19 protein-coding genes and 1 pseudogene are annotated in these 22,129 nt (G+C 55.9%); 17 read left to right on the forward strand and 3 right to left on the reverse strand.

The annotated features are described in order from the left end of the window. Positions 1 to 331 precede the first annotated feature (331 nt). Both MTX78_RS03875 and MTX78_RS03880 read left to right on the forward strand, forming a co-directional pair. A pseudogene (locus tag MTX78_RS03875) lies at positions 332 to 1,306 on the forward strand (PLP-dependent cysteine synthase family protein); the annotation flags it as partial. 57 nt (positions 1,307 to 1,363) lie between these two features. Next, a complete protein-coding gene (locus MTX78_RS03880; RefSeq protein ID WP_243800078.1) occupies positions 1,364 to 1,774 on the forward strand; it encodes a response regulator in 411 nt (136 codons plus the stop codon). 103 nt (positions 1,775 to 1,877) lie between these two features. On the opposite strand, the gene ade is transcribed toward MTX78_RS03880, so the two are convergent. After that, positions 1,878 to 3,533 carry an adenine deaminase gene (ade, locus tag MTX78_RS03885; protein WP_243800080.1) on the reverse strand — a complete coding sequence of 552 codons (1,656 nt, stop codon included), beginning with the start codon at positions 3,531 to 3,533 and terminating at the stop codon, positions 1,878 to 1,880. A 797-nt stretch (positions 3,534 to 4,330) separates the two neighbouring features. Here ade and MTX78_RS03890 point away from each other — a divergent pair. The 7 genes from MTX78_RS03890 (at position 4,331) to MTX78_RS03920 (ending at position 9,203) form a co-directional block, all read left to right on the forward strand. Continuing rightward, complete coding sequence (locus MTX78_RS03890) at positions 4,331 to 5,023, forward strand: hypothetical protein (RefSeq protein ID WP_243800082.1); 693 nt, start codon at positions 4,331 to 4,333, stop codon at positions 5,021 to 5,023. 10 nt (positions 5,024 to 5,033) lie between these two features. After that, positions 5,034 to 5,429, forward strand: coding sequence for a hypothetical protein (locus MTX78_RS03895; RefSeq protein ID WP_243800083.1), 396 nt, complete (start codon positions 5,034 to 5,036; stop codon positions 5,427 to 5,429). Between the two features lie 114 nt (positions 5,430 to 5,543). After that, positions 5,544 to 5,954 carry a hypothetical protein gene (locus MTX78_RS03900; RefSeq protein ID WP_243800085.1) on the forward strand — a complete coding sequence of 137 codons (411 nt, stop codon included), beginning with the start codon at positions 5,544 to 5,546 and terminating at the stop codon, positions 5,952 to 5,954. 2 nt (positions 5,955 to 5,956) lie between these two features. Beyond that, a complete protein-coding gene (gene cmk / locus MTX78_RS03905; protein WP_243800087.1) occupies positions 5,957 to 6,685 on the forward strand; it encodes a (d)CMP kinase in 729 nt (242 codons plus the stop codon). Positions 6,686 to 6,789: 104 nt separating this feature from the next. Further along, a complete protein-coding gene (locus MTX78_RS03910) occupies positions 6,790 to 7,674 on the forward strand; it encodes a 4-hydroxy-3-methylbut-2-enyl diphosphate reductase (protein ID WP_243800088.1) in 885 nt (294 codons plus the stop codon). Positions 7,675 to 7,783: 109 nt separating this feature from the next. Beyond that, positions 7,784 to 8,332, forward strand: coding sequence for a DUF502 domain-containing protein (locus MTX78_RS03915; RefSeq protein WP_243800090.1), 549 nt, complete (start codon positions 7,784 to 7,786; stop codon positions 8,330 to 8,332). 79 nt (positions 8,333 to 8,411) lie between these two features. After that, complete coding sequence (locus MTX78_RS03920) at positions 8,412 to 9,203, forward strand: alpha/beta fold hydrolase (RefSeq protein WP_243800092.1); 792 nt, start codon at positions 8,412 to 8,414, stop codon at positions 9,201 to 9,203. 11 nt (positions 9,204 to 9,214) lie between these two features. Here MTX78_RS03920 and MTX78_RS03925 read toward each other — a convergent pair whose 3' ends face one another. Both MTX78_RS03925 and MTX78_RS03930 read right to left on the reverse strand, forming a co-directional pair. Next, positions 9,215 to 9,667 (reverse strand): DoxX family protein, encoded by a 453-nt coding sequence (locus MTX78_RS03925; protein ID WP_243800094.1) that lies wholly within the window; start codon positions 9,665 to 9,667, stop codon positions 9,215 to 9,217. Positions 9,668 to 9,768: 101 nt separating this feature from the next. Next, positions 9,769 to 10,338 carry an O-acetyl-ADP-ribose deacetylase gene (locus MTX78_RS03930; protein WP_243800096.1) on the reverse strand — a complete coding sequence of 190 codons (570 nt, stop codon included), beginning with the start codon at positions 10,336 to 10,338 and terminating at the stop codon, positions 9,769 to 9,771. A 168-nt stretch (positions 10,339 to 10,506) separates the two neighbouring features. On the opposite strand from MTX78_RS03930, the gene MTX78_RS03935 reads away from it, so the two are divergent. From MTX78_RS03935 to MTX78_RS03970, 8 genes are all read left to right on the forward strand, one after another. After that, entirely contained in the window at positions 10,507 to 10,791 is a 285-nt protein-coding gene (locus MTX78_RS03935; RefSeq protein WP_243800098.1) for a 2TM domain-containing protein, read from the forward strand. Between the two features lie 128 nt (positions 10,792 to 10,919). Then, positions 10,920 to 12,050 carry a PQQ-dependent sugar dehydrogenase gene (locus tag MTX78_RS03940; RefSeq protein ID WP_243800100.1) on the forward strand — a complete coding sequence of 377 codons (1,131 nt, stop codon included), beginning with the start codon at positions 10,920 to 10,922 and terminating at the stop codon, positions 12,048 to 12,050. A gap of 123 nt (positions 12,051 to 12,173) precedes the next feature. Continuing rightward, positions 12,174 to 12,650 carry an ATP-dependent zinc protease family protein gene (locus tag MTX78_RS03945; protein WP_243800102.1) on the forward strand — a complete coding sequence of 159 codons (477 nt, stop codon included), beginning with the start codon at positions 12,174 to 12,176 and terminating at the stop codon, positions 12,648 to 12,650. An 82-nt stretch (positions 12,651 to 12,732) separates the two neighbouring features. Then, complete coding sequence (gene rimK, locus MTX78_RS03950) at positions 12,733 to 13,677, forward strand: 30S ribosomal protein S6--L-glutamate ligase (protein ID WP_243800103.1); 945 nt, start codon at positions 12,733 to 12,735, stop codon at positions 13,675 to 13,677. Positions 13,678 to 13,731: 54 nt separating this feature from the next. Continuing rightward, on the forward strand, positions 13,732 to 14,802 hold the full coding sequence (locus MTX78_RS03955; protein WP_243800105.1) for a succinylglutamate desuccinylase/aspartoacylase family protein: 1,071 nt from the start codon (positions 13,732 to 13,734) through the stop codon (positions 14,800 to 14,802). Positions 14,803 to 14,924: 122 nt separating this feature from the next. After that, positions 14,925 to 15,578, forward strand: coding sequence for an OmpH family outer membrane protein (locus tag MTX78_RS03960; protein ID WP_243800107.1), 654 nt, complete (start codon positions 14,925 to 14,927; stop codon positions 15,576 to 15,578). Between the two features lie 283 nt (positions 15,579 to 15,861). After that, positions 15,862 to 19,341 (forward strand): PAS domain-containing protein, encoded by a 3,480-nt coding sequence (locus MTX78_RS03965; RefSeq protein WP_243800109.1) that lies wholly within the window; start codon positions 15,862 to 15,864, stop codon positions 19,339 to 19,341. Positions 19,342 to 19,709: 368 nt separating this feature from the next. After that, complete coding sequence (locus tag MTX78_RS03970; RefSeq protein ID WP_243800111.1) at positions 19,710 to 22,106, forward strand: TonB-dependent receptor; 2,397 nt, start codon at positions 19,710 to 19,712, stop codon at positions 22,104 to 22,106. Positions 22,107 to 22,129: the final 23 nt, after the last annotated feature.

A 22,129-nucleotide genomic window follows, 5' to 3' on the forward strand; every position in this document is an offset into this window, starting at 1 on the left:
TAGCTCTTCAAAGAGAAGTGAAACTGGAGCCATGCCACTCTCGGTGTCCTGTATGATTGAAACCGGGAAACCGGAAACCACACGCTCATCAACCTGCCGGACCGCTACGATGCCATTCTATATTTCGACGAAGCGCAGGCTTTGTATTCGCTTGATAACACAGAAAGCCGGCAAGCGGTTGTTGTACCAGAAGGGCTTACCAGGAACTAGCTGTTAGTGCCCAATTTCTAGGTTTGTGCTGGTGCAGCACAGGAAACTTGGTAGCAGCTTAAGGCTACCACAGCAATTCCGTACCTTTGCGGCCCCCTCTCTCATAAACAATTCCCCTCTCATGTACCTTAATAACATAGTCGAAGCCATCGGCAACACGCCGTTGGTACGGCTCAACAAGGTTACGGACGGTATCAAAGGTACCGTTCTGGCTAAAGTAGAATACTTCAACCCCGGCAACTCGGTGAAAGACCGTATGGCCGTGCGTATGATTGAAGATGCCGAAAAAGCGGGCATTCTGAAGCCTGGCGGCACTATTGTAGAAGGTACTTCCGGCAACACGGGCATGGGCTTGGCGTTGGCCGCTATTTCCAAAGGCTACAAGTGCATCTTTGTAATGAGCGACAAGCAAAGCAAAGAGAAGCAGGATATTCTGCGGGCTGTAGGAGCTGAGGTTGTGATTTGCCCCGTGGACGTAGAACCCGAAGATCCGCGCTCCTACTACTCGGTGGCTCGTCGCATCACAGCCGAAACGCCCAACTCGTTTTACCCCAACCAGTACGACAACCTGTCGAACACAGCTGCTCACTACGAGAACACGGGCCCTGAGCTTTGGAAAGGAACCGATGGCAAAATCACGCACCTAGCGTGCGGCGTAGGCACTGGCGGTACTATCTGCGGAACGTCGAAGTATCTGAAAGAGCAGAACGCCGACCTCGTGACGGTAGGCATTGACACCTACGGCTCGGTGTTCAAAAAATACAAGGAAACCGGGATTTTCGATAAAAACGAAATCTATCCTTACAAGACCGAAGGCATCGGCGAAGATATTTTGCCCAAGAATGTTAACTTCGACGTGATTGATCTGTTCATCAAAGTCACAGACCAAGACGGAGCCGTTATGACGCGCCGCTTAGCGAAGGAAGAGGGCTTGTTCGTTGGATGGTCCTGTGGCTCGGCAGTGTACGGGGCACTGGAATACGCCCGGGAGCACCTTCAGGAAGACGATACCATGGTTGTCATCCTACCTGACCACGGCACCCGCTACTTGGGTAAGATCTACAACGATGATTGGATGCGGGAGCAAGGGTGGCTGTAAACCTTTCCGCGAGTTCCAGCTTCTATTCGTGCTTTATTGAAAATAAACTGCCCTATGTCGAAGAAGTTGCGCAGCATTGTACTGGTTGACGATAACGAAACCACTAGTTTTCTGAACAACCGCTTGCTTAGTCGGCTCGACGTAGCTGACCAGGTACACACGTTCCGTAAAGCGGAGCAAGCATTCCAATTTCTGTGGGGCGAAGAAAACACGCCCGCTGATCCTGATGCCGTACCTGCGCTCGTGTTCGTTGATCTAAAAATGCCTGGTATGGACGGTTTCGAGTTTTTGAAGCTGTACGACGCGCTGCCCGACCAATCGAAAGCTAAAACGGTAATGGCTGTGCTAACCACTTCCATGCACGCCGCCGACACGGCCCGTGTAGCGCAATATCCGGACGTGGAGTACCTCGCCAAGCCGCTAACCGAAGAGAAGATGGAAAAGCTGCTGAAAAAGCGGTTCTAACAGCAACAGAGACGCAGTTTGCTCAGGCAAATGACAGAGATACAAAAGGCCGTTCCTATAGGTAGGAACGGCCTTTTGCATTACACCACATGGGCAAAGCGTGCTACACCACTGCTTCTACAAACCGAAAGGCCTCGCCATCAAACAGGCCTTTGTCGCTCAATTTCAAGCTCGGGATAACCAACAGAGCCATAAAAGAAAGCGTCATGAACGGCGCACCCAGTGGGGAGCCAAGCTGCCTGGATAGCGCATCAATAGCGGCATAGGAAGCAGCTACGCCGTATCCATCCTTTTCCGACATCAGGCCCGCTACCGGCAAAGGCAGCAACAGTTCCTCCCTGTGGCTGCCCACGGCTGCAAGGCCGCCCTGTGCTTCCATCACCAAGTTCACGGCCCGGGCTAGGCTTTCATCATCACAGCCTACCGCGGTAATATTGTGCGAGTCGTGCCCGACGCTGCTGGCCAAGGCGCCGCGCTTCAGGCCAAAGCCACGAATGAAGGCCACTGCTGGTGGCGCCGGCTGGTAACGGTTCACAACAACAAGCTTCAGGATATCCTGCGCGGCATCGGGCACTACCAGCCTATCTACGGTGCGAGCTGGTAGGTCGTGGCGGGCGGTAATAAGCTGCCCATCAAAGCACTCGATTACTCTGATTGTCGCTTGTCCAGCGGTTGGGGTAGGCAGCTGAAACTCTTGTGCACCAACAACGCGTGCATGGAAGTTATTGACAACCCGGCCGGGTACCGCCGGAATCAGCGTAGCCCCATTCTCGGCAACTAGCGCACCATCCAAATAGGTCTGGCGTACATTGAAATCCGTTAGGTTGTCTACTACAATGAAGTCGGCCGGGTCGCCGATTTGCAAGAGGCCAACCGGCAGACGGTAGTGTTCTACGGGGTTGCGGCAGGCTACGCGGAGAACTTGTAGCACGTCCTGGCCGCGGGCCACGGCGCGCTGCACCAGTTGGTTGATGTGGCCGAGCACCAGCGTATCGGGGTGCTTGTCGTCGGAGCAGAACATCATGTGCTCGTGGTGCTCGGGCAGCAAGTCAATCAGCGCATCAAAATTACGTGCTGCGGAACCTTCCCGAATCAGGATCTTCATGCCCACGGCCAGCTTGTCTAGGGCTTCTTCGGCTGTGAAACATTCGTGGTCGGTGCTGATGCCGGCTTCGGCATAGCGTTGTGCGTCGGCACCGCGTAGGCCGGGCGCGTGGCCGTCAACGGGGCGCCCGTACTGCTGCGCCAGTCGGATCTTCTCCATCACCCCCGCGTCGCGGTTTAGCACGCCAGGCCAATTCATCATCTCCGCCAGATACCCGATTTCCGGGTTCTGAAACAATTGCTCGATGTCTTGCGCCGTTATCTCGGCACCGGCCGTTTCGAAAGGAGTAGCCGGCACACACGACGGGGCCCCAAAACAAAACTTGAATGGCACCTGCCGCCCACTCTCCAGCATGAATTCGACACCCGCCACCCCGAGTACGTTTCCAATTTCGTGCGGGTCGGATACGGTAGCTACCGTACCGTGCACTACAGCCAACCGGGCAAACTCGGCGGGTATCAGCAAGGAGCTTTCAATGTGCACGTGGGCATCCACGAAACCGGGCAAGGCATACGGCAAACCAGGGTCGGGCTCGGCGGCACCAGTTGGTTCGATGGCCTGGATGCGGCCAGCGGCTACGTGCACAACAGCTGGGGCTATGGTATTGGCAAACAGGTCGATGACGTTCGCCTGTAAACTAAATTCAGCGGGCATAAGTTAGGGGAGAAGCTGTAGGATACTGGTCGCTAGCAAGCGGCAGACAGGTAAAGAACCGTATATTTGTAGAAATCTGCGTCAGTGAGAAAGATTGCCACTCTATTGATAACTGCCCTTTTCTTGGGTTCAGGCCTCGCTACTACGGGCTGCGCTAGCCGCACGCCGCAGCAAAAGAAAACCGCGTCCTATAAGCGCAAGGCCGCCATCGGCAAAATCCCCTGCCCCTGCGACAGCCACTAAGGCAATAGTTACCAGCTAGCGTATTCTCTGCAATAGTGTATTGCTAGTCGATGAACACGTTTTACCGCTTCAAGCCGGTCATAACTCTTCGTGCGCTATTCTTACTGGCTGTCAGGCTGCTGGCCGCAGATGAAACCCAGCGCGGGTCGGGCTTATTTCCGCAAGAGTGCGCTTGATAACTATGGGAGCCGATACCTTTCAGGTTGTACGCAATTTCGCCAACACCCGAAAAACCAACCAACGGGTAGGTCGTCAGCTTCATGAAAAGTCAGTAACTAAGGCAGCTAGCTGTTAGCTTCTTACAGGTGAAACAACATGAATGGAGCGGAAACGAATTGATGCTCAGGCACATAACCGAGGCAATGGCGGTGCCAGTCAAGCGTTAAGGGTTCGAGCGTATGATGTTAGCTCTTTTGGGAGACCATCTGGGCTTGGCGAAACATCCGTAGGCCGGTGACTTGCGCACTAAAGCCTACCAAGTAGAGGATAGGACGGTCCATAGACTGGAAGCGCCGGTATCCTAATACTGATTCAAGTTGCCGATCTTTCCCGCCATGAAAACCAGGCACATCCTGTTTAATCTAACAGTTACCGTCTCGGTTGCGCTTGCTGGTACCGGGCAGGCCCAACGCAAGCCTGCTGCTTTCCCGGCGCCTACGCCTGCTCCTACCGAAGATCCGACGCTCCGGCGGGGTGCTGGCCACGCCGGAATATATCAGGGCAATGATGGCGCCTGGCATACGGTGCAGATAGAAAATTGGGAAAATGACCGGGTGTACCTAAGCGACGCCGGCCGTATCTACAAAGCGTATCTCCCCACCGAGTTGAGGCGTTTCGCAACGATGGGCGATACTGTAGTAGCAGCGCGGGACTTGGTTGTCGTCAAGCGCCGCTTTCCATTTGTTCGGCGCCGTGTGCTGCTGCCTGCTGTCTTCGGACTGCAGTTGTACCGAGGCGGCGGCTTTCAGTTACTCAGCTACGACTCGCAACGGCCCGCTACATTGCTTTCGGCGCTTTCCAGCCAGCTACTGTTGCGGCATGGCCAGGACGAGTGGCAAATATTGCCCACGAATACAGCAAAGTTCAACCAGCTTATGCTGAAGCTGCTCGGCGATAATCCGGACCTAGTCGCTGGGTTGCGAGCCAAGCAGTACCACCCTCGCCGCGACGCTGCCCAACTACTTGAGCGCTACTCCAACTGGCGGATAAATCAGTACTTACAGTTCACCTCCCAGCCAGCTCGTTAGTTTTTTCCTTATGTCTGTTCCTGAATCTCCGGTGGCCGCCCTGCGGGCTGCTGCCGAGGCCGTGCGCCAGCAACTTCACGTCACTGCCTTCGATACGGCGGCGGTGGAAAGGCTGGCTGAATTTGTGGAAGCGCAACGCACCACTGTATCTGCCGCCGACCGCCAAGGTGTGGTTACGGCTCTTGGCTGCTTTCTGGGGCAGTGCTTGGTTGATGTGTATGGAGGCACTTGGGCACAGGGCCCAGATGGTACGACCGGGGTAGGCATCAAGGAGAGGCATTTTTTCAATCCTTTCTTCCGAGTAGCACAGCAACTCGACAAAGGAGCAGCCGAATCCGTAGCTACGTTTTTTGCATCGGTACCCATTCACCTGGCAAATCCGGGGCGTCGACAGTGGATTTCGTAAAATTCGTCCAAAAAAATAGGGGGTAACCCGTGCAGGTAGTAGATTAGAATAGTCTGGGGGTCTGTAAGCAAGGGGTTTACAGTCATTTCAGATGAACTATTAACTCCTGTACCCATGCGCCATTTGCAAGAAGCGGCCGAAGCCGTACGAAAAAATCTTAACCTAGCTCAGTTCGATGAAAAGGCTGTGCAAGCACTAGCCGATTTTATTGAGAATGAGCGCGCTACTGTGCCAGCTGAAAGCCGCGAAGCAGTAGTAAATGCGTTGGGGTGTTTTTTAGGCGAGTGTATCATCCGTAGCTTTGGGGGCTGGTGGCGCACTGATCCGCGCGGCACAGCAGGTGTGCAGATCGGCCAAAACTTCTTTTTGCATCCTCATTTCTTTATCGAACAACAGTTTAAGCGGGGAATAGCGGAGTCGGTAGCGGAGTTTTTCACTTCCTTGCCAACCAAGCTTCTGAACTCGCCACCACCCCGCAGAACCTGGATTCCGGTACCCGTACCGGTTTTCCGCCGACCGATGTAACTATGAGAAAAATCGTCATTGCCATCGACGGCTACTCCTCGTGCGGCAAGAGTACAACGGCGAAAGCCGTGGCCGCTGAGTTGGGCTACGCCTACATCGACACCGGCGCTATGTATCGCGCCGTGACCCTGTATCTGCTCGAGAACAATATCAGCTTTGACGATTTGCCCCGCATAGAGCAGGCCTTGCAAGAAATGCACATTTCCTTCAAGCGCAACCGTAAAACAGGGCGCAATGAATTATGCTTGGACGGACACATCAGGGAGGATGAAATCCGGCAAATGCGTATTTCCAATCTGGTGAGCGAGGTGTCTAGTGTGCCGGCAGTGCGCCACGCCATGGTAGCGCAGCAGCAACGGATGGGGCGCAAGCGTGGGGTGGTAATGGATGGCCGTGACATAGGCACCACTGTTTTCCCGGATGCCGAGGTGAAAATATTCATGACCGCTGACGTGCAAACCCGCGCCGAACGCCGCCAAGACGAGTTGGCGGCCAAGGGCGAGCAGGTGCCGGTAGAGGAAATTGTGGAGAACCTACGCAAGCGCGACCACCTAGATTCCACCCGCACCGAAAGCCCGCTGCGCCGGGCCGCCGATGCGGTGATGCTAGATACCACGCACATGATGATTGATGAGCAAGTGGATTTTGTATTGGAAAGAGTGTCGGCCATGCTATTTGCGCTGGCTTCTGAGGCTGGCAATGAACGGAACGGCAACGAAGTGGTTGTATAAGATTAGTGCTTGATGCTTAACGCGTAGTGCTTAGGCACTAGAATTGCGAGGGCAATACCCTAGCGCACCGCACCGAGTCCCACGCACCTACACACCTAGAATCCATGAACGTTACCATCGATAAAAATTCCGGATACTGTTTTGGGGTAGAATTCGCCATTCAGATGGCGGAAGACGAGTTGGCGCACGATGAAACTCTGTATTGCCTGGGCGATATTGTGCACAACCGTATGGAGGTGGAGCGCCTGCACGAACAAGGCTTGCGCATCATCGACCGGGCTCAGCTCGAGCAACTACACGACTGCAAAGTGCTGATCAGGGCTCATGGTGAGCCACCTGAAACCTACCAGCTAGCGTTGCGCAACAACATCGAGTTGATTGACGCCTCGTGCCCGGTGGTACTCAAGCTGCAGAACCGTGTGAAGCATGCCTTTGATGCCAGCCGGCGGCAGGATGGCCAGATTGTAATTTATGGTCAGCCTGGCCACGCCGAAGTAGCAGGCCTCACCGGCCAGACCGGTAACCGTGCCCTTATCGTCATGACGGAAGCCGACCTCGACCAGGTGGATTTTGCGCGGCCGGTTACGCTCTTCAGCCAGACCACCAAAAGTACCGCTGGTTTCTACCATATGAAGGCCGTTATCGAAGAGCGGATAAAGGCAGCAGGCGGCTCCCTGGAAGCCTTCGACGCCAACGATAGTATCTGCCGGCAGGTAAGTAACCGGGAGCCGGCCCTTGCTAGGTTTGCCGCTGAGCACGATGTAGTGGTATTTGTAAGTGGCCGTAAAAGCTCGAACGGCAAGGCGCTGTTCTCAGTGGTCAACAAAACCAATGCGCGTAGCTACTTCGTGGAAAACGAGCAGGAAATCGACGAAGAATGGTTTCACGAGGCAGAGTCGGTGGGCATCTGCGGCGCTACTAGCACCCCTATGTGGCTGATGCAACGCGTAAAAGAGCGCATTGAACAAGTGCCCGAGGCAGTAGCGTAGCTACTTGCCGCTTGAATAGGTAAAGGCGAAGGGGTGGGTTGTTCGGATAAGGTTCCAACAACTCACCCCTTCGCCTTTCAACAGACAACCCCCTTGCTACCTTCGCGCCATGCGCAGATATTTCAACTACTTCCTCAACGGCTTCCTTATTGTAGCGCCCATTGCGCTTACGGGGTACATTCTGTACGCTGTTTTTCACTGGCTCGACGAACTGTTCAACATCTACGACATTCCGGGGCTGGGCATACTAGTGGCCATGTTGGTGGTGACGGTAATTGGCTTTGTGGCGAAGTCGTTTATGGTGCGTCCCTTCCTGGTTATTGCCGAGCGGTTGCTGCACCGCACACCGCTGGTTAGCATCATTTACTCCAGCCTCAAAGACCTTTTCGACGCCTTTGTCGGCGACAACCAAAAGTTTAACTGTCCGGTGCTGGCCCGCCTTAATGCTCAGGACGAAGTGTACAAGATGGGGTTCGTCACCCAAGAGGCCATGACGGCTATCAACCGTCAGGAACTGCTGGCCGTGTACTTTCCGCATTCCTACAATTTCTCGGGCGAGCTAGTGCTGATGCCTGCCGCCAACGTGACGTACCTAGACCTGCCCAGCAGTGAAGTCATGAAGTTCATCGTGTCGGGTGGTGTCTCGCGGTTGATGTAAGATAAAACAGTGAAGCGGCTTTCCGTTTGGGCGGTTTGAACGTAAAACCCACTGTTTACACGTTTCATTCGCGTTGCTCATGCCCACCAAGCTGCACTACCGGGCCTACGGCTCTGGTCCCCGGGTCATTCTTGCTTTTCATGGTTACGGGCAAGGAGAAGGGCATTGGCGCACGCTCATTGGCGAGTTGGGAACCGAGGTAACGGTGTATGCTTTCGACCTGTTCTACCACGGCCGCAGCAAGCTAGCCAAAGCCGATACGCCACTCACCAAAAAGTGCTTGGGTGAGCTGCTACACAGCTTTTTACACGAAAACAGTATTGGTGACTTCAGCTTACTCGCGTTTAGTATGGGTGCCAAATTTGCCCTGACTGCCGTCGAGCACTTCCCTAAACGGGTGCAGAACCTATGGCTGATTGCGCCCGACGGGTTGCAGCGGCAGTTCTGGTATTCGCTGGCCACCTATCCGCCGTGGATGCGCGGGGTACTCGGCCGGGCCGTGCTACGGCCGCAGCGGCTGTTGCAGTTTTTGGGCACGCTGGAACAGAAGCGACTAGTGCCTTCCAGCCTTGTGCGGTTCGCTGAGTGGCAGCTAGAGAGCCGAGAGAAACGCCTTCGGGTGTACCGGAGCTGGGTTGGTTTCCGCCTCTTGACGTTCAGCTTGCAGGCCTTGGCAGGGCTCTTGAACCGTCGGCCTACGCCGGTCACGTTCTTTCTGGGCCGCCACGATCAGGTCATCCCGCACGCTGGGCTACAACGCTTCATTGCTTTACTGCAAGGTGCCCACACCGTGCTGTTGGATGCAGGCCATGCGGGACTTATCTACAACGTAGCCGCCTATCTGCGACGACACCAAGAGGTTAAGTTGTAGGGCTATGTGCCCTACATACTCTCAGGCTGGCGCCGGAAAATTTTGTGATCAACAGAGTACCGGCCCGGCCCTTTGATCATAAAGAACAGCAGCAAACTCAGGACCAGCATAGACACCCAAAGTTCTCGGTTTTGCATGCCCACTCCTTGTTGCGGATTGACTACTAATGCCGCACCCAACAGAATAGGAATCTGGCAAAGAAGAGCCAGCCGGGTGAGTGCCCCAACCGCAATCATCAAGCCGCCCACAATGTGAAAGATGCTGAAGAGGAGTGGAGCCTTTCTGAGTGCGCCCAAGCTGTGCTGTTCGCTGAGCAGGTTGAAAACGTCGCTGGTATTGCTCAGAAACGAAAATCCTTTTACAAAAAGAAACAGACCTAGCACAATGCGCAAAGCATCCATCCAAACAGGATTGCTGGCACTGTTGCGGTGTTTGACGAGGGGGTGGTGGTTTGAGAGTTCCATAGCGCTTTTCCTTTGGTAGTAAGGTAAGCGAAATCGATTGCATAGGCAACACGAGCTGATGTTCATGCTGGATTCTATGCAAAGTAGGACCTCGTGTAGTGCTACTGTAGGGCCTTTTCGTACAGGTGAAAGCTCTCTTCATTGGAAGCTACGAACACCACTTCCTGTGGTAGCTCGTGCTCTTGCAAAAATGCCCGCGTCTCGCGCACCGCAATGGCAGCTGCCTCCGATTTGGGATAGCCGTACACCCCTGTACTGATACCGGGGAAAGCAATACTACGCAGCGTATGCTCAACTGCTACACGTAGGCTGTTGCGGTAGCTGTTGGCTAGTAGCTCAGGCTCCTGTTTGTGGCCGCCGTTCCAAACGGGCCCCACTGTATGAATAACGTGCTGGGAGGGCAAGTGGCCCGCAGTGGTGATAACTGCTTCGCCGGTTCGCAGCCCTTTACCGTAATGGCCAGCCCGCAACCAGCGGCACGCTTCTAGAATCTCGGGTCCGCCAGCACGATGAATGGCTCCGTCGACTCCACCACCACCGAGCAGGCTGGAATTGGCCGCATTCACAATGGCATCAGTGTCCACACGTGTGATGTCGCCGCGGTAGAGTAGGATGCGGCCGAACGTTTTTGCTTCGGAGCGCCAATTGCTGGCAGTAAGGGTGGTAGACATGGGCAGATGAAAGGAAACAGTACCGTACGCAGGTGCCAGGATGTGGGCTGCGGTTGAGGTGGCATTTTCCAGGCTTCAGTCATTCAATCTGTTGCTTGAGTAACTTGTTTTGGCTTGGGAGTAGGGGAAGCCATAGGTTTGATCATCATTCAACCAAAGCTCTTTACCATGGAAACCCCTCCCCGTGACCCACAACTCTGGCGTATGGCATTGGACCGCGCCGAATTCAAGTCAAGCCTTGTGACGTACGCGCTGGTAAATGCTTTGCTGTGGTCTATCTGGGCCCTGACGGGGCAGGAAGCGCGGCCGATTCCATGGCCGATGTGGGTTGCTGTGTTCTGGGGAATTGGATTGGTACTGAAGGGCATAAAAATGTACGCCGGCTTTGGACCAGAACAGCAGTCGGAAAGGGAGTACGAGAAACTGATACGTCGGCGCGAGAGCCGGCTCTAACGCAACACATAGCTGTTTGTGGAGGTAGTTCTTGTGGGCAGAAGCTTCTCTTTCACTATGGTTGGGCTTGGTGGTTGTTCCCCCAACGGCCGAGCAACTTTCCATCCTGCTCGGTAGTTAGTGGCTGTATGACAACAACCCGACTGCTCCCGATTTTGCTGCTGGCGCCGCTGGCGTTGGTTTCCTCGGCCCCCGACCGCCCCACGGCGGCCCCGGATGCAAACCTGAGTAAGATCAAACTACCCGCTGGTTTCACAATTACGTATTTCGCACAAGGGGTGAAAAGCGCCCGCGAATTGGCCGTAGGACCCGACGGCACCGTGTACGTAGGTAGCCGCGACGCCGGCAAGGTGTATGCCTTGCCGGACCGCAACAAAGATAGCCGCGCCGACGAGGTGGTGACTGTTGCAAATGGGCTGAACGGCCCCAACGGAGTGGCGGTGCGCAACGGCTCTTTGTACGTGGGCGAAATCCACCGCATTATTCGGTACGACAACATCGCCCAAAAGCTTAAGCAGCCGCCCAAGCCGGTGGTGGTGTACGACCAGCTGCTCAACAACGAGTGGCATGGCTACCGCTACATTTCTTTCGGGCCCGACGGTAAGCTCTACGTACCCGTAGGAGCGCCGTGCAACACCTGCATTCCGGCGGAGCCCGTGATTGGCACCATCACCCGGATGAACCCGGACGGAACAGGAATGGAAATCTATGCGCAGGGCGTCCGCAACACAGTAGGCTTCGACTGGAGCCCGGTAGACAAAGCGCTGTGGTTCACAGACAATGGCCGCGACCAGCTAGGCGACAACCTGCCTTCCGACGAGCTGAACCGGGCTCCTAGTGCGGGGTTGCATTTCGGCTTTCCTTACTTTTTTGCCGGTGACGTGCCTGATCCTGAGTTCGGCAAAGGCCGCTCCGCTTCCACGTACACCAAACCCGCCCGTAAGCTAGGGCCGCATGTAGCGGCGCTAGGAATGAAGTTCTACACTGGCAAGAAATTCCCGGCTGCATACCGCAACCAGATTTTCATTCCGGAACATGGTTCCTGGAACCGGACCAGCAAGCTCGGCTACCGCATTTCGTTGGTGCGCCTAGATGCTACGGGCAAGCAAGCCAAGAGCTATGAAACTTTTGCCGAAGGTTGGTTGCAGGGGCAGAAGTCGTGGGGGCGGCCCGTGTGCTTGCTCGTGCTACCCGATGGCTCCATGCTCGTTTCTGACGATCAGAACGACGCTGTGTACCGCATCAGCTACAAAGGATAAGTGACTTAGATAAGAGTAGGAAGGTCCACTTCGTGGCCCGTCTACCTACATAGTGCTTGTACTGCAAGCAGTTTTGTGAGGGCCAGACGTCTGCGAAGTGGAACTTCCCGTTACCTTACAGTCATGAAAAAGCAGCGTATTCCGAAGCGTATCGTGGGGCGGCTGGAGCTGGTGGATTTTCCCGAGTTGCAACTTTGGGGTGTAGAAGCCAAAGTTGATACCGGCGCCTATACAAGTGCTATCCATTGTTCTGACATTCACGTAGTAACGGATTCCAATCAGCAGCCGTTACTGCGGGTGTTGCTCCTGGATCCGTCGCATCCTCACTTCGATGGCACCCCCATGGAATTTTCGGAATTTTCGCTGCGTGATATCAAGAGTTCCAATGGGGAAGTGCAGCAGCGCTACGTCATTCAGGCGGTGCTACGCATTTTTGAACAAGATTTGTACACTGAATTCTCCTTATCCGACCGATCCGATATGAAGTATCCTGTGCTGTTAGGCCGGCGCCTTATGCGGCAGGGAAACTTCGTGGTTGATGTGGCCCGGCGTAATCTATCTCATAAAGCTCAAGTGGCGGCCAAAGCTTCGCGCGCCTAAACGGCCGTGCTTATTTTGTTACTTGCGGCCTCTTGCGGCTCGCTCTGGCTTTTGCCCCAATCCACCCTCTCTCTCTTTTCCGATGAAACTGGCGATTCTGTCGCGTGAGCCTAAGCTGTACTCCACCACCCGCCTTGTGGAAGCCGCCGAACAGCGGGGCTACGAGGCCGTGGTAGTGGACCATTTGCATTGTAACCTAGTGCTAGAAAAAGGCAAACCCGACATCATTTATCAAAAGCAACGGCTTCAGGATATTGATGCTATTATTCCTCGCATTGGGGCGTCCGTCACCTTCTATGGCTGCGCCGTTGTGCGGCAGTTCGAGATGATGAAGGTGCGCACTGCTGTGGATAGCCAAGCTATTGTCCGTAGCCGCGACAAACTGCGCTCCATGCAGATTCTGGCCCGGGCCGGCGTCGGGATGCCCAAAACGGCCTTCACCAATTACTCCGATGAGGTGGCTGAGATGATAGAGCAGGTAGGCGGCGCCCCTGTCATCATCAAGCTGCTCGAAGGCACCCAGGGGTTAGGCGTGGTACTGGCCGAAAGTGCCAAAGCCGCGCAGTCCGTTATCGAAGCATTTCACAACCTGAAGGCCCGCATCATCGTGCAGGAATTTATTGCCGAAAGCAAAGGAGCCGACTTGCGCGCCTTTGTAGTGAATGGCGAGGTGGTGGGGGCTATGAAGCGGCAAGGCAAGGAAGGCGAGTTTCGCTCGAACCTGCACCGGGGTGGAACGGGCGTGCTCGTGAAGCTGACCCGCGCCGAAAAAGCCGCGGCGCTACTCGCTGCCAAGTCGTTGGGCCTGGGTATTGCGGGCGTGGATATGCTGCAAAGCAAGCGTGGCCCCCTGGTGCTGGAAGTGAATTCCTCGCCCGGCCTGGAAGGCATTGAAAAGGCCACGGGGCTAGACATTGCCGGTAAGATAATCGAGTACACCGCCGAAATAGCCCTGAAAAAGAAAACCAAAGCCAAGCCCAAAGCCATGGCTGCCCTCCCCGACAACCAGCCCGATCTTCCTCGGTAACCTGCCAACCCCTTGCGCCAGTACCCTCCGGGCACTGGTTTAGATCCTCGTTTCTTGACTCTATTCCCTGGTCCCGACGACATGTTGCTGAATGGCTTGGTTATCAGGCCGGGCGACGAGGTGCAGACGCGGCTGGTGATTTCGCGGCTGCCATCAGGTACCGTTATTGATATTCCAGTGCACGTGTATCGGTCGCGCAACCCCGGCCCGACTGTGCTGCTGCTGGCCGGCATGCACGGCGACGAAGTGAACGGGATAGAAACTATCCGGCGCTTGATTCGGCGGGAGCAGTTGCGGCCGTTGCGCGGAAGTATCATTGCCATTCCTATTCTCAACATCTACGGCTTTCTGAATTTCAGCCGCGAGGTGCCGGACGGCAAAGATGTGAACCGCAGCTTTCCTGGCAACCCGCGCGGCTCGTTGGCCAGCCGGGTGGCGCACCGCTTCATGCGCGAAATCATGCCCCTGATCGACTACGGCATTGACTTTCATACCGGGGGTGCGGCGCGGTCCAACACGCCCCAAATTCGGTGCCTGCTGCACGAAGACCCGGAAATAGATGCCTTGGCCGCTGCTTTTGCGGCTCCATTTACCTTGAACGCCGGGTTGCGGCCGGGGTCGTTGCGTGAAGCTGCTATGCAGCAGGGCCGGCGCATTATCGTGTACGAAACCGGAGAGTCGTTGCGGCTTGATGAAATTGGTATTGAGTTAGCTACTGCGGGTACGTTCCGGGTGCTGCAATACTTGGGAATGGCCGCGGCTGCCACTCCGCCCGAGCACCCAGGGGTAGTGTGCGTCCGCTCCACGTGGTTGCGGGCCCGGTACGCAGGGCTGTTTCGCAGCTTTGTGCGCAACGGCGACTATGTGGAGAAGGGGCATGTGTACGGCTCGGTGGCCGACCCCTACGGCGAAACGGCGGTGCGGCTGGAGTCGCCGGTGGCAGGCTATATCATCGGCCTCAACCATATGCCCGTCGTCAACCAGGGTGATGCGCTGGTGCATGTGGGGCGCGTAGATGCCGCTCCTAGCCGCTCTGATCTGGCTCCGCCTTTCGATGAAAAGCCCCACAAAGAGCCGGAGCCCGACGCCGATGATCCGGAATTAGACGAAGACGAGGCGCATTAGCTGAAGTCTGGATTGGCTACCGAGGTGAGGTACAGCCGGGCGTTTTTGCTTTTCTTTGAGGCATCGTTAGCTGGTTTTGCGTGTAGAAGCCAGCTGTTTTCGTTTTTTCTCTTGATTCTCGCATGAAAAATTCTGTGCAACTAGTTCTGAATGTAGTACTGGTTATTGCCGTGGCGGTGCTGTTTTACTTGCATTTCGCCAACAAGCCTGCCGCCGCTCCAACTCGCAAAGCACCTACCGTAGCCGCCATTTCCTCTGACTCGGCGGGCACTGTGGCTACCACTTCTCCCGACGACCTAGCGGCTGTAGCCGATACCGATAAAGTGGCGTACGTGGAATCCAGCAAGCTGCTCGAAGACTACAAAGGCATGCAGGACGCCCGCAAGGCGTTCGAGGCGAAAGCCAAGCGTTGGGAGGCCCAAAACCAGACCTTGGTGCGCGGCTTCCAGACGGCCGTGCAGCAGTACCAGAAGCAAGCGGAAAGCCTAACTGCTGAACAGCGTGCTGCCACCGAGCAGAAGCTGCAGGCTCAGCAACAGCAAGTAGGGCAGGGGCAGCAAAAGCTACAGCAGCAAGCCCAGGAGGAAGAAGCCAAAATGACCCAAACCGTATTGGAGCGCCTCAACAAGCAAATTGAAAAATACGGCAAAGCCAATGGGTACCGCCTGATTCTGATTGCGGCCCCGAGCGGCACCATTGCCTACGGCCGCAAGGACCTCGACATCACTCCGCAGGTACTTAAATACTTGAACACCGAGTATTCCGCTAAAAAATAACGGCATTTGTCTTTAGATGGTCGCCTGCCTTCCCACTTTGGGAAAGGCAGGCGATTTGCTTTACAGCAAACAAGGGTCAATAGCGGGTGTTTAAAACACTAGCTACAGTAGGTATATAACGAAAAAGTTATATTTATCGTCGTTGCGCCTGCACTTATCAATTATGCCTTCCCATTTAGGTAAACAGACCCTAGGTAAAACCTTGACAAGAGCAAGCAGTCAATGAATCCGGTACCTTTGTTGCTGCGTTTTCATGGTAGAGTACCTTGTTATAAACGAGAGCATGACGGATCAAGAACAGCGAATTCACGAACTAGAGCAGCAACTGCAAGCTGCAAAAGCTGCTGTCGCAACGGCCGAGCAGCACCTAGCCACGCTTGCTGATTCTTTGCCGGAAGGGGTGCTGCTATACAACGATGAGGGCACCATTGGCTTCGTCAACCAACAGACCTGTGCGTTGTTTGACATGGCAGGTCCGGCCTACCAGTGGATCGGCAAAACCTTTACAGCTATACTATCCGCTATGCAAGCGCAAGTACTTGCGCCTGCCGCTTTCAGTAATTGGGCTCAAGAAGGTTGGGCCTTCAGGGACTTGCCTGTGTGCACTGAAATGCCGCTCCGTAGCGGCCGCACCGTTCAGATCGACTATATTCCGGTGTGTGATGGCCAGTCCTTGCCAAACAGCCGCCTGATTTGCTTCCGCGACGTGACGGAGCGCAAGGAAAACGCTCGGCGCCTAAACGAGCAGCGGAATTTCTACGAAACCATTCTGGACTTCTTGCCCGGCGAAGCCGCCGTGTATGACGTCGACCACAGGTACCGCTACGTGAATGCCAAAGCCGTAGCCAACCCCGCGGTACGCTCCTGGCTGATCGGCAAGACCGATACGGAATACGTGGCGTACCGCCAGCGAGACCCCGAAATAGCGAATCGGCGGCAGCAGTTGCTTGATCAGGCGCTGGCAGAAGGACAAGTGGTGTGGGAAGAATCGTTTCGGGAGCCCAACGGAGCCATGCGCTACACGCTGCGCCACCTGCACGCCATCCGGGGCGGCGACGGGCAGGCCCGGATGCTCATTGGCTATGGCACCGACATTACACAGCGCTATAAAGCGGAAAAACACATCCGGGCGTTGTTTGCGGCTTTGCCGGATACTATTCTGGTGGTGGGGCCTGAGGGGCAGGTGCGGGATGCCAAGCTTGGCGACACACCTCTGCTTCTGCCGGAAGCCGCCCTGGCGGGGGCTAACTTGCAACAAGTGCTACCCGGTTCGGCGCGCGGACCGCTGTTGCCTTGTTTAGAGCAAGTGCAGGCCACTGGCCAGCCGGGAGCCTGCACGTTTGAGATGCGCGCCGACGACAACTCGGTTTCCTATCACGCGGCTCGACTAGTATCTTTGCCCGACGACCAAGCCGTACTCATTATTCTGCAGAACGTAACCACCCAGGAGCGTACCCGGCGTGAGTTGGCGGAAAATCAAGAGTTTATTCGGCAGGTGGTAGAAGTGAGCCCCACGTTGGTTCACGTTCGAAACGAGGCCAACCAGATCATCCTGAGCAATAAGGCCTTCGATGACTTCATGCAGAACATGCAGCACTTGGCCGTAATCAAAGGCCAGGCGCAGACCGAAGACCAAAGCGAGGCCGTGCAGGTAGAACTAGCCCGCATTCATCATGTGTTCAAGCACGTGATGACCACACGCGAGGAGCTCAACTACGAATCCTCGTTTACGCTTCCGAACGGGCAAGTGAAGTGGCTACAATCCACGAAACGGCCTTTGGTTCGTAGCGACGGCTCACTCAACGTGCTAACGGTGGGCAATGAGATTACCGAAATCAAGCAAGCGCGCCAAGGGCTGGAAAGCAGTGAGAAAAAGTACCGCGACCTGGTGTACTACTCGCAAGGCCTGATCTGCACGCATGATCTGGAAGGGAATATGCTGTCCGTTAACCCGGCTATTGAGAGGCTGATGGGTTTGCCCGCTCACGAGCTGGTAGGCCGGAACCTGCGGGAAGTGGTGCCTTCTAATTATTTGCCGCAGCTGCAGGAATATCTGGCTGGTTTCGCGCAGCAACCGGGGCAGCGTAGCATCATGGCCTTGATTACGCGTCGGGGAGAACGGCGCTATTTGCAATACAACAACTACCAGGTAAAAGAAACAGACCAGGTATCGTACGTGGTGGCCTCGGCCTACGACATCACGGAAAGCGTGCTGACGGAACGAGAGCTGCGCCAGGCCAAGCGGGAAGTAGAGGAAAGCGCCCGCGCCAAAGACAACTTTCTGGCCAGCATGAGCCACGAAATTCGGACGCCGCTCAACGGGGTGCTCGGAATGGCTGCGCTGCTTACCAAAACAAATCTTGACGCGCAGCAGCGAGAATTGCTTGATACCATCAATCACTCGGGGCAGCACTTGCTGGCCGTGGTGAACGATGTGCTGGATATGGCCAAGATTACGGCAGGGCAGCTAGAGCTGGAGCACACCGCCTTCGACCTGTGGGCTTCCGTGCAGAATGCCGTGCAAACCATGATGTACGTGGCCGAAGCAAAAGGTCTGTACTTGTCGGTTGTCCCGCTCTCGATTCAGCCGCCTTTCGTCCTCGGCGACTCGCACCGCCTCACCCAAGTGCTGCTCAACTTGCTTTCCAACGCCATCAAGTTCACAGAGTACGGCAGCGTCACGCTCGGCGGCGACGTGCTCCACGACACCCCCGAACAGGTAACGATTCGGTTTTGGGTGCGCGACACGGGCATTGGCATACCGCTGGATATGCAGCAGCACATCTTTGGGGCATTTACCCAGGCCAGCACCGATACCACTCGGCGGTTCGGTGGCTCGGGGCTGGGCTTGGCCATCAGCCAGCACTTGGTGCAGCTCATGGGGGGCACTATTCTCGTGGATAGCCTGCCCAACCGAGGGAGCACCTTCTCGTTTGCTGTTACGTTGGCTCGTACTTCCGAAGTGCCATTGCGCGGCCTCAAAGCAATAGAACAGCCAGGGCTAGCCCAATTGCGCGTGCTGCTGGCCGAAGACAACCGCATCAATCAGCGCATTTCCACCCTGATGCTACAACCCCGGGGCGTGATAGTGGACTGTGCCAGCAACGGACCGGAAGCTCTAACGCTGTTCAACGAGCAGCTCTACGATGTGGTGCTGATGGATATTCAGATGCCCGGCATGAGCGGCGTGGAAGTAACCACTGCCATTCGCCGGCACCCAGACCCGCGCCGCGCCAATGTGCCCATTATTGCGCTAACGGCCAACGCCCTCCGCCGCGACCAAGAACGGTACTTGGCGGCGGGTATGAATGCCTGCCTGATCAAGCCCTTTGAAGAGCAGCAGCTGCACCAAACCATAGTCAGCGTACTGAATGGTACGCCGCTGCCCATACTACCAGCCGCCGCTTTGCCAGTTGCGGAAGCTACTTCCGAGGAACTCTACGATCTGGCTTTTCTGGAGGCTTCAGCCAACGGCAATGTGCATTTTGTGGAACGCATGCTGGATGTGTTTCTGCAGGAAATGCCGGCTTCCATGGAGGCGTTGCACCAGGCGGTAGCCGCCAATAATTGGCCGGCTGTTGGACGAGTGGCGCACAGCATAAAGCCAACTGTGTTGCTGCTGCGCATAGCAGGTGGCGCAGCAGCCATTCAAACCTTGGAAAACGTTGCTACCAAGTCAAGCGTAGCCAAGGAGACGGCCGTGTTTCTCTGCAAGCAATTGCAGCTAACGTGTGAGAGTATCGGCGCGCTACGTCACAAGTAGAGCCGGCAGTGCTCCAGACTGCTTTTGAAGTGTACCAAGCTTGTCTGGCCCTTTCCCTCTAAAGACCCTGTGAAGGGTGAGCAGCTCCTGTTGGTACGGGCAGAGTGTAACTACTTAAGAACAAGCTGCACTGCGGCACTGCCGGCCGCATACATGCATCCCTATGCACACGCTGGGACTAGGCTTGGCGTGTTCAGCAAAAGGCGGCGCCACTGGAAGGATGACTGCAAGGCGCGGCTACTTCTTGGTGCTATCCAGCCAACCTTTGCTGCACTACTGGCCTCTACTATATACGTGAAAAGGTATTTTAAGCGTTCGGCTTTCAACTACTCGACGATTACAAGTGCCACTATTCTCTACTACTATCTATGAAACCAGCTTTCCGCGCTGTAGTACTACCCTTGTTTCTGGGGGGGCCGCTTGCTGCACGTGCGCAGCAACCTGTTGCTCCCTCCAAAATCACCATCAGTGGCTATGTCCGCGATGCGGCGACCGGTGAAAACCTGATTGGGGTAGCGGTAGTGAATCCTGGCACGGGGCAGGGCACTGCCACCAATACCTACGGCTTCTACTCGCTTACCCTGCCCGCAACCGATTCCGTGCGGCTGGTAGCCAGCTACCTCGGCTACGAGCGGCTTCGGTGGGCCGCCGCTACCACCCGCAACGTCGCGCACGATTTCCGGCTGCGGGCCGCCAGCAGTGAGCTAGCCGGAGTGGAGGTAGTCGGCAACCGGCAGGAGCGCATAGAGCAGAGCACCCGCATGGGCACCATCAATGTACCGATAGCGCAAATCAAGAACCTGCCCAAACTATTCGGCGAAACCGACGTGCTGAAGGTGCTGCAACTACTGCCAGGGGTACAAAGCGGCGGCGAAGGGCAGAGCGGCCTTTACGTGCGCGGTGGCTCCCCCGACCAGAACCTGATTCTGCTCGACGGTACGCCCGTGTACAATGCAGCCCACTTGTTCGGTTTCTTCTCAGTGTTCAATGCCGATGCCCTCAACAACGTGGAGTTGATTAAAGGCGGCTTTCCGGCGCGGTACGGCGGGCGCCTGTCGTCGGTGCTAGATATTTCGATGAAGGAAGGCAATATGCAGGAGTTCCACGGCGAAGGCGCTATTGGAATTGTGGCCTCCAAAATCACTTTGGAAGGCCCCATCAAGAAGGACACCGCCTCGTTCATTATCTCGGCCCGCCGGACCTACCTTGATGTGCTGGCACAGCCGTTCATCAAGTCTCAACTCTCGGCGGAAGGCACTAGAGGGTCGGTCGGCTATTTCTTCCACGACCTCAATGCCAAGCTGAACTGGAAGGTGAGTAGCCGCGACCGGCTGTACTTAAGCGCCTATACTGGCTACGACAAGTTTTACGCCCGCATCCGCGACAAAGACGAAGGTGCCGAAAACTACAGCCGCACTGATGGCAACCTAGGGTGGGGCAACCTTACGTCGGGCCTGCGCTGGAACCACATCGTGAACGACCAACTGTTCATGAACACCCATCTCACCTACAGCAAATACCAGTTCAACGTGGGAGCGGGGGAGGAGCGGCGCTACAATAACCAAGGCGACGTGCGCACCGACAAGTTTTCGTTGCGCTACTTTTCCAACATCCGCGACTTCAGCCTGAAAACGGATTTCGACTATACGCCCACGCCCGACCACTACATCCGGTTTGGTGGGCAATATATTCTGCATTCATTCCGGCCCGGTGCCCTCACCGCCAAAGACAACGCCAGCGACCTGGAAAGCCAGTTGAACTCAGGCAACCGCACCATGGCCAGCGAGGTGGGGCTTTACGCCGAAGACGACTACCGCCTCACCGACCGCCTGAAAGTGAACGGTGGCCTGCGCCTAAACGGGTTTCTGGTGGAAGGCAAGTTCTACCCGAGCGTGGAACCGCGCCTAGCAGCTCGTTTTCTGCTCACCGAGGAATGGGCGTTGAAAGCTTCCTATGCCCGTACCACGCAGTTTATCCACCTGCTCACCAACAGCGGAATAGGCCTGCCTACCGACCTGTGGGTGCCCGCCACCAAACAAATCAAGCCCCAACGGGCGCAGCAGGTTAGCGTGGGCGCCGCTCGCACCTTGCGTTTCAAGGACGAGGATTACGAAGTCAGCTTCGAGAGCTACTACAAGCCCATGCGCAACTTGGTGGAGTACCGGGAGGGCGCTAGCTTCCTGGGCACCGTGGACAGCGACTGGGAAAGCAAAGTGACCAGCGGCAACGGCTGGGCCTACGGCGGCGAGTTCTTCGTGCAAAAGAAGTCGGGCCGCACCACCGGCTGGATTGGCTACACGCTGGCCTGGAGCAACCGCCGCTTCCCCGACCTCAACCAGGGCCGCATCTTCCCTTATAAGTACGACCGGCGCCACGACGTTTCAGTGGTGGCCATCCATCGGTTTAGTCCCACCTTCACGCTGTCGGGTACGTGGGTCTACGGCACCGGCAACGCCACCACGTTGTCGCAGGGACGGTTTACGCTGGGTGGCTACGACCAGTTCGACGACTACGGGGAGCGGAACTCGTACCGCATGGCGGCTTACCACCGCTTCGACCTCGACCTAAGCAAAACCAAGAAAAAGAAGTGGGGCGAGGTGGTGAACAGCTTCTCGATTTACAACGTGTACAGCCGTCGCAACCCCTATTATCTCTATTTCGACCCAGGGTATACCGATTATCAGGGCAACGAGGTGAAGCCAGTGTATCGCCAGATTTCGCTGTTCCCCATCATTCCTTCTTTCAGCAAAGCCTTCAAATTCTAAACACCGATTTGCAGTGCATATAA

Source organism: Hymenobacter tibetensis, from assembly GCF_022827545.1.
Taxonomy (GTDB): domain Bacteria; phylum Bacteroidota; class Bacteroidia; order Cytophagales; family Hymenobacteraceae; genus Hymenobacter; species Hymenobacter tibetensis.

Excerpts from the sequence above, each read along its gene's own strand:
- MTX78_RS03880 (WP_243800078.1), top strand. The coding sequence starts at position 1,364 with ATGTCGAAGAAGTTGCGCAGCATTGTACTGGTTGACGATAACGAAACC.
- ade (WP_243800080.1), bottom strand. The coding sequence starts at position 3,533 with ATGCCCGCTGAATTTAGTTTACAGGCGAACGTCATCGACCTGTTTGCC.
- MTX78_RS03890 (WP_243800082.1), top strand. The coding sequence starts at position 4,331 with ATGAAAACCAGGCACATCCTGTTTAATCTAACAGTTACCGTCTCGGTT.
- MTX78_RS03895 (WP_243800083.1), top strand. The coding sequence starts at position 5,034 with ATGTCTGTTCCTGAATCTCCGGTGGCCGCCCTGCGGGCTGCTGCCGAG.
- MTX78_RS03900 (WP_243800085.1), top strand. The coding sequence starts at position 5,544 with ATGCGCCATTTGCAAGAAGCGGCCGAAGCCGTACGAAAAAATCTTAAC.
- cmk (WP_243800087.1), top strand. The coding sequence starts at position 5,957 with ATGAGAAAAATCGTCATTGCCATCGACGGCTACTCCTCGTGCGGCAAG.
- MTX78_RS03910 (WP_243800088.1), top strand. The coding sequence starts at position 6,790 with ATGAACGTTACCATCGATAAAAATTCCGGATACTGTTTTGGGGTAGAA.
- MTX78_RS03915 (WP_243800090.1), top strand. The coding sequence starts at position 7,784 with ATGCGCAGATATTTCAACTACTTCCTCAACGGCTTCCTTATTGTAGCG.
- MTX78_RS03920 (WP_243800092.1), top strand. The coding sequence starts at position 8,412 with ATGCCCACCAAGCTGCACTACCGGGCCTACGGCTCTGGTCCCCGGGTC.
- MTX78_RS03925 (WP_243800094.1), bottom strand. The coding sequence starts at position 9,667 with ATGGAACTCTCAAACCACCACCCCCTCGTCAAACACCGCAACAGTGCC.
- MTX78_RS03930 (WP_243800096.1), bottom strand. The coding sequence starts at position 10,338 with ATGTCTACCACCCTTACTGCCAGCAATTGGCGCTCCGAAGCAAAAACG.
- MTX78_RS03935 (WP_243800098.1), top strand. The coding sequence starts at position 10,507 with ATGGAAACCCCTCCCCGTGACCCACAACTCTGGCGTATGGCATTGGAC.
- MTX78_RS03940 (WP_243800100.1), top strand. The coding sequence starts at position 10,920 with ATGACAACAACCCGACTGCTCCCGATTTTGCTGCTGGCGCCGCTGGCG.
- MTX78_RS03945 (WP_243800102.1), top strand. The coding sequence starts at position 12,174 with ATGAAAAAGCAGCGTATTCCGAAGCGTATCGTGGGGCGGCTGGAGCTG.
- rimK (WP_243800103.1), top strand. The coding sequence starts at position 12,733 with ATGAAACTGGCGATTCTGTCGCGTGAGCCTAAGCTGTACTCCACCACC.
- MTX78_RS03960 (WP_243800107.1), top strand. The coding sequence starts at position 14,925 with ATGAAAAATTCTGTGCAACTAGTTCTGAATGTAGTACTGGTTATTGCC.
- MTX78_RS03965 (WP_243800109.1), top strand. The coding sequence starts at position 15,862 with ATGACGGATCAAGAACAGCGAATTCACGAACTAGAGCAGCAACTGCAA.
- MTX78_RS03970 (WP_243800111.1), top strand. The coding sequence starts at position 19,710 with ATGAAACCAGCTTTCCGCGCTGTAGTACTACCCTTGTTTCTGGGGGGG.